Annotated in this window: 2 protein-coding genes; both read right to left on the bottom strand. The window is 63.2% G+C overall.

Annotated features, from left to right (window positions below; all coding sequences use genetic code 11):
- Nucleotides 1–138: 138 nt before the first annotated feature.
- The gene (locus tag ACT3UE_RS15710; RefSeq protein ID WP_444567020.1) at nucleotides 139–915 is read right to left on the bottom strand and encodes an ATP-binding protein; all 777 of its coding nucleotides are present in this window, start codon (nucleotides 913–915) and stop codon (nucleotides 139–141) included.
- The gene (gene istA, locus ACT3UE_RS15705) at nucleotides 915–2,498 is read right to left on the bottom strand and encodes an IS21 family transposase (RefSeq protein ID WP_444567019.1); all 1,584 of its coding nucleotides are present in this window, start codon (nucleotides 2,496–2,498) and stop codon (nucleotides 915–917) included. Before istA ends, ACT3UE_RS15710 begins: the two co-directional genes overlap by 1 nt.
- Between the last annotated feature and the right edge of the window lie 143 nt (nucleotides 2,499–2,641).

Raw genomic sequence — 2,641 nt, 5'->3', positions numbered from 1 at the left:
GTGTTAAATGGCCGTTTCGGGAACCGGTAGTCCATGTACCGGGTACCTCCTTTCCATGGCGGGTACCGGCCGCCGATCGAGGTCGGCGGCCGATATCCATTCAGCTCGGCCCTGTAGTCTTGTCCCAGGGCATCGTGGTTAGTTCCAGTGGCCCTCGGTTTGGCGTCTTCTCATGTTTTGCTCACGCCGCATATCAACCGTTCCGAGTTTTATGTGGCGTGAGTTGTTAGCCAGCCGGTTCACGATCGAGTCTGCCGCGACTCGGTCGTGAATCATTTGGATCCAGTACTCCGGTCCGGTCTGGGCCAGGACCATCGTCGGCGCACGTCGGTCCCGATCGGCCAGGACCCCGAACAGGTCGTTGGTAGCTCTGGCATCGACTCCGACCGTTAAAAAGTCATCAAGGATGAGTAACTCGACTTCCTTGAGCTGGTTGAGCAGGTTCCGGTGGGCGATGTGGTCGTCGTGAACGCTGACCAGCGCCAGGGCCAGATCGTCCATGCGCCAGTAGCGGACACTGTGTTCGTTATGGCATGCCGCGACCCCGATCGCGCAGGCCAGGTGCGTCTTGCCTGAACCGGACATGCCGGTGATGACGACGTTGAGCTGCTCGCGGCTCCAATCGTTGGCGGCGTAACGGCTCATTTGTACCGGGTTCAGGTCCCCGCGGCCTTCCCGGTAGTCCAGTTCCTCGACAGTGGCGTCCGCGAACGGCATCCGGGCTTGGGTGATCAGTCTTTCGATTTTGTTGGAGCGCCGCTGCTCGAGGGCGTCATCGACGGCTTGGCGGAACAGTCTCTCCGGGGGCACCTGCTCGTTCGCTTCCTCGACCAGGAGCAGCTCGAGGGCCTCGGCGACGCGTGTGATGCGTAGGGTTTTGAACTTGTCGTGGTCCTCGCTGGTGAAGATGGGCATCAGAATCCCTCCTGGTAGTAATCGGAGCCGCGCACGAACACCTGCCCGGTGGTTTCCCGGTTTCCGAGGTGCTCGGGCTTGAGGGTATTGGCCGCGGCCCGGGGCACCGACGGAGCGTGCTGGTCGCTGGTGATGGTGGCCAGCACCCGCTTGAGGGTCGTATAGGTGGGGACCGCGGAGGTGTTGAGCACCTGCTGGCAGGCCGCCTCCAGGCGCGCCTTGCCCTTCTTGCCCAGCGCATCCAGAATATTCTGGCAGTCGAGGTAGCCCTGGGCCTCGATCACGTGCCGGTCCAGGACCTGGGTGATCACCCCGACGGTGGCGGGCCCAAAGCCTTTGGCACGGTCCAGGAACCAGGTGCGCGACCAGAGGTTGGCGACGTTCTGGTGCGCCGGCGGAACGTGCTCGGTGCTTGTCGAGTACTGGCCCTTGCGCCCGTGCTTGCGCGCGTGCTCACAGACGACCTCTTCCCCGGCGAAGAGCGTCACCGTGGTGCCGGTCAACCGGGCCTTGAGCATCTGCCCGGCCAGCCGGTAGGGCACCGAGTAGTGCTGGTAATCAGTGGTGACGTGGTAGTTCCGCTGGACCTTGAGCTGCTTCCAGGTCACCTGCGTGAACCGGTGGTCGGGCAGCTCTGCCAGGAGGGCTGCCTCCTCAGCGGTGAAGATTTCGCGCTTGGTGATCCCGTGCGGATTCTTCAGGTCGTTGACCTCCTCGACCTGCACCTGGATAGCCGCATTCAGCTCCTGGATCGTGGACCACACCTCGGCACTGAGCTTGCCGATGATGCGGTGGTTGGCGGTGCGCACCGCCCGCTCGATGGCGCCCTTGTCCTTCGGTGATTTCACCCGGGCTGGCACGATCGCGGTGCCGTAATGGGTGGCGAACTGGGAATACCGGTCGGTGAGCACCCGTTGGGTATCCCGGCGCTCGGGCCGGTATGTCGCGGTCTTGGCGTTATCGGGAATCAGGATCTGTGGGACGCCACCAAAATATTCAAGAGCCCGAACGTGCAGGTCGATCCACGCTTCGAGGTTCATCGACAGCGAGGCCCGGGCGAAGACCATCCCCGAATAGGGCAGCACTGCGGCGAACAGGTAGGCCTTGGCTACCCGGCCGGTGAAAATGTCGGTAACCGGCAGCGTTTGCCCGGCCCAGTCGACCTGCATCGAGCGACCCGGTTCGTGGTGGATCGTCGCGCTCAGGTCGTTGGTGGCCACGTGCCGGGCGAAAAGGGCACAGAACTTCGAATACCCGTATTTGCGGTGGTCTCCGGCGGTGGTGACGTAGGCCTGCCAGGCCTGCTGCAGGGTGAAGTTCCGGTCTCGCTTCATCCGCTGGAGCACCGGCTCGAAATCCGGAAGCTCATAGCCTTCGGACCGGGCGGATCGGCCGTCCGGGAACCAGTCGTCCAGGTCGTGGTCGGCGAGCTCCTGGACCTGTGCCGTGGTGGTGATGCCCCGGGTGGCCAGGGCCTTGTTGGCCAGGGAAATCCCGCGGCGCGAGCAGTTCAAGCTCGCGGTGATCTCGTGATAGCTGCGGCCCTGCACCAGCAGCCGCATGATGGCTCGGTAATCCGCCATCGGTCCTCCTTGAGGGTCAAGGCGCAACACCGTGTGTGTTGCTGCCATGACCAGAAGAACACATCCCCTGGAAGCGGTATCCGGTCGATGGAGAGGCGGTACCCGAAACGTGGACTACCGGTTCCAGAAGCCGCTATTTAACA

Source organism: Arthrobacter sp. 179, assembly GCF_052379645.1.
Lineage (GTDB): Bacteria > Actinomycetota > Actinomycetes > Actinomycetales > Micrococcaceae > Arthrobacter_H.
Note: the sequence above shows the minus strand (reverse complement) of the source record. Positions and strands in the feature narration are given on the sequence as shown.